3 protein-coding genes, 1 tRNA gene and 1 rRNA gene are annotated in these 3,125 nt (G+C 29.5%); 3 read left to right on the forward strand and 2 right to left on the reverse strand.

Features of this window, described 5'->3' with window-relative positions:
• The 3 genes from rrf to JOC70_RS18995 form a co-directional block, all read left to right on the forward strand.
• Positions 1–92 (forward strand): 5S ribosomal RNA (rrf, locus tag JOC70_RS18985); the annotation flags it as partial.
• A gap of 7 nt (positions 93–99) precedes the next feature.
• Positions 100–175 (forward strand) — tRNA-Lys (locus JOC70_RS18990).
• Between the two features lie 124 nt (positions 176–299).
• Entirely contained in the window at positions 300–623 is a 324-nt protein-coding gene (locus tag JOC70_RS18995) for a hypothetical protein (protein WP_204600426.1), read from the forward strand.
• A 24-nt stretch (positions 624–647) separates the two neighbouring features.
• Here JOC70_RS18995 and JOC70_RS19000 read toward each other — a convergent pair whose 3' ends face one another.
• Both JOC70_RS19000 and cls read right to left on the reverse strand, forming a co-directional pair.
• Positions 648–1,253: a uracil-DNA glycosylase gene (locus tag JOC70_RS19000; RefSeq protein ID WP_204600427.1), complete on the reverse strand. Its 606-nt coding sequence runs from the start codon at positions 1,251–1,253 to the stop codon at positions 648–650.
• Between the two features lie 28 nt (positions 1,254–1,281).
• Complete coding sequence (gene cls / locus JOC70_RS19005) at positions 1,282–2,718, reverse strand: cardiolipin synthase (protein ID WP_204600428.1); 1,437 nt, start codon at positions 2,716–2,718, stop codon at positions 1,282–1,284.
• Positions 2,719–3,125 lie beyond the last annotated feature (407 nt).

The following is a 3,125-nucleotide window of genomic DNA, read 5'->3' on the forward strand; positions in this document are numbered from 1 at the left end:
CACCCGTACCCATTCCGAACACGAAGGTTAAGCTTCAAAGCGCCAATGGTACTGCCGGGGAGGCCCGGTGGGAGAGTAGGTCGTTGCCAGATAAAATATGGTTCACTAGCTCAGTCGGTAGAGCACATGACTTTTAATCATGGTGTCCGGGGTTCGATTCCCCGGTGAGCCACCAAAGACATCCTAGTTTTTTAGGATGTCTTTTTTATTTTATATTTTTCTTAAATAGCACATATAGCCTATAGTTATAATATTATGTTAATTATAGTTAGAATTTAAATATGGGGGTATAAAATAAAATGGACTTAAAGGATAAGCTATCTAGTAGTTTAACTAAAATTGCTCAGTCCGTGGAAGAAGGAGCAAATATAATTGCCAAAAAGTCTTCTGGTGTAGTTGAGATTTCAAAATTAAGTCTTAACATAAGTAATGAGGAAAAAAACATTAAGAATAAATATGAAGAAATAGGGAAAAAAATTTTTCAAAAATACAAGAATAATGAAATAATAGATAAAGATTTAGAGGAGTATTGTAGGGAGTTAGATAATTCTATTACTATAGTAAAGGAACTATCTAATAAAATTTCTAACTTAAAAGGTGATAAAGAAAAGGATGATTTATAATAAAGTTAAGAAGGTTGCTGGCCGCTAAATAGAGGCCAGTGACTCTTTTAATTTTAACCAGTCTTCTTCATAAGATTTAAAAAAATCTTCACTTCTATTATAAATTAAAGATGAAGGATGATACATTGGAAATATGTACGTATTTATATCATTGTTGAATATAAGCTTACCATGACAATCACCTATATTAATACATGAAGTCCATTGTTTCAAGGGTACATTCCCTAAGGTTATAATAATTTTAGGATTTACCAATTCTATTTCTCTTTGAGCTATATGTTTGAATAAGTTTATTTCAGATACTTTAGGGGGCCTATTGCTTATACTTTTTCTATTATTTAAGGTTTCCTTTGACTTTATAGGTCTAAAAAAGCAAGTATTGGTTATTCTTATGTCGCTTCGAGAAAGACCAATGGAATTCAAGTGTTTTTCAAAGGTTTTGCCCGCCATGCCGACAAATGGTTTACCTTGCTCAACTTCTGTTTTACCAGGGGCTTCACCTATAAATAATATTTTGCAGGGAATGGGGCCATCACCAACAATATATCCACCAGTAAGATCGCCTGTATATGTTTCTGTAATATGTTTAATTTCTAATTCTATTTTTTTCAATTCATCATTTATATTCATATAAAATACCTCCATATTGTTTTAAGGTTTATAGTAGTGAAGAAAATACCCGAGATACAGCTTCTACTGATTTTATTAGGAAGGATGAATTATTATAATCCTCTTCTGTAATCAAGTTACTTTTTTTCAAGTCTTCTAAAAATATATTTTCCAATTTTAAGGTAGTTTCATCATCGTATATTACTGCATTAATTTCATAATTAAGTTCATAACTTCTAATGTCCATATTAGCAGTACCTACAGTGCAGATCTTTCCATCTATTGTAATAGTTTTTGAGTGTATAAAACAACTTTTATCATAAGAGTAAACTTTTGCACCACATTTTATAAGTTCTAATAAATAGGTACGAGAAGCATAATATACTGTAAAGTGATCATATCTTCCAGGAAATAATATTCGCACATCAATTCCTGATAGGGCTGCTATTTTTAATGATTCCATTATGCTCTCTGGAGGAACAAAGTAAGGTGTAGTTATATATATATGCTGTGTTGCCATAGAAATCATTTTTAAAACACCTTGTAGTATGGAGGCATAAGGAGAATCAGGGCCGCTTTTGACTAATTGCATTATCTTGCCTTTGGATTTTTCTGATTGTGGAAAATAGCTATAAAAGTTATTATCAAAAGATGGAGGGGCATTATTAACACGATTTATAGTCCAAAAATCATCTATAAAAACTCCTTGCAATCCTAAAGTAAAATCTCCTTTTACCATTATATGAGTATCACGCCAATATCCTAATTTGCTCTTTCCTAAGTATTCATCACCTATATTGATTCCGCCTAAAAAGCCTATTTTTCCATCAATAACAGCTATTTTTCTGTGATTTCGATAATTAATTTGAGTATTTATATAGCGTAAAAATGGAGCTAAGAAATATGAATACTGAATCACCTCTATACCAGAGTCTTTTAAATCTTGTATATATGAGTTACCAAGCTTAATGGAACCGACTCTATCTATAATAAATTTGATTTTTAAGCCTTCTGAAGCTTTAAGTATTAATAAATTTTTTATTTCATTTCCTATAGTGTCATTTTTCACAATATAATATTCTAAATGAATATGATGTTTTGCATTTTTTATTTCTTGTTTTAAAGCCTTAAATTTTTCCTCTCCATTATTAAAAATTATTATATCATTATCAATAAATAGTGGAGAATCACTATTTTTAGCTAGCAGTTGAATAAGTGGTATATAATAAGGGTCTTCTATTTTATTTAAAACTCTACAAACTAGCTCCTTTACTCCAGGAGAAAAGTGTTTATTTAAGGTATGTATCTTCCAATTGCGACCAAGGAATATGTAAAAGAATAATCCAATAGGCGGAAGTAATATTATTAATAATAACCAAGCTATAGTTTTTTCAGGTCGTTTTCTTTCTAGTAATATTATTATTATTACTATAAAAGCATTTATGAGAAATATCCAATATAGAAAAGAACTAAAGTTAGGAAACATACATAGCAACTCCTTTTCATTCTTATATATATATGATATCAAATAAAGGCAAAAGTTATAATAAATAAATTTCAAATAAACTTTGCCAAGTGTTTCTATAGGTGATAAATTCAGATATATTGAGCATAAATGAGAAATATTAATAAAATATATATAAATCCACATATTATTAAAAAAAAAGAATCATAAGGGATGATAGAATAATTTATGTTGTCGCAAGAAACGACAAATAGTCGACAAAGATTTTGAAAAATATTTTAAAAAGTTGTTGACAAGAAGAAACAAAAATGTTAATATGTAAAAGTCGCTTGAAGCGACAGGGTCTTTGAAAATTGAACAGAGAATAGAAACCAGTCAATTACTTAACAGTTAAATGTTAAGAAACGCGATGAGCGAAACAGATTAAA

Origin of the sequence: Clostridium pascui (assembly GCF_016908015.1) — a bacterium.
Taxonomy (GTDB): Bacteria; Bacillota; Clostridia; order Clostridiales; family Clostridiaceae; genus Clostridium_AK; species Clostridium_AK pascui.

Coding starts and splice junctions, on each gene's coding strand:
- cls (WP_204600428.1), bottom strand. CDS start 2,718: ATGTTTCCTAACTTTAGTTCTTTTCTATATTGGATATTTCTCATAAAT.
- JOC70_RS18995 (WP_204600426.1), top strand. CDS start 300: ATGGACTTAAAGGATAAGCTATCTAGTAGTTTAACTAAAATTGCTCAG.
- JOC70_RS19000 (WP_204600427.1), bottom strand. CDS start 1,253: ATGAATATAAATGATGAATTGAAAAAAATAGAATTAGAAATTAAACAT.